At 54.2% G+C, this 515-nt stretch carries 1 rRNA gene; it reads left to right on the plus strand.

What is annotated here, in order from left to right:
• Positions 1-515 (plus strand): 23S ribosomal RNA (locus tag QP941_RS11545); the annotation flags it as partial.

Raw genomic sequence — 515 nt, forward strand, 5'->3', positions numbered from 1 at the left:
AGTGGCATGTCCTGGACCCGAAGCGGGGTGATCTACCCATGGCCAGTGTGAAGCAGCTGTAAGAGGTTGTGGAGGCGCGAACCCACGTAGGTTGAAAACTGCGGGGATGAGCTGTGGGTAGGGGTGAAAGGCCAATCAAACTCCGTGATAGCTGGTTCTCCCCGAAATGCATTTAGGTGCAGCGTCGTATTATAGCTTGGTGGAGGTAGAGCGACTGGTTGGTTGAGCGGGACTACAATCTTAGCAATGTCAGCCAAACTCCGAATGCCACTAATTGTGTTGTACGGCAGTGAGACTGTGGGGGATAAGCTTCATAGTCGAGAGGGAAACAGCCCAGATCGCCGGTTAAGGCCCCTAAGGGTGTACTAAGTGGAAAAGGATGTGGGATCGCGAAGACAGCCAGGAGGTTGGCTTAGAAGCAGCCATCCTTGAAAGAGTGCGTAATAGCTCACTGGTCGAGTGGTTCTGCGCCGACAATGTAGTGGGGCTCAAGTACACCGCCGAAGCCGCGGCAA

Origin of the sequence: Corynebacterium sp. MSK150 (genome assembly GCF_030229215.1) — a bacterium.
In the GTDB taxonomy this organism is placed as follows: Bacteria; Actinomycetota; Actinomycetes; order Mycobacteriales; family Mycobacteriaceae; genus Corynebacterium.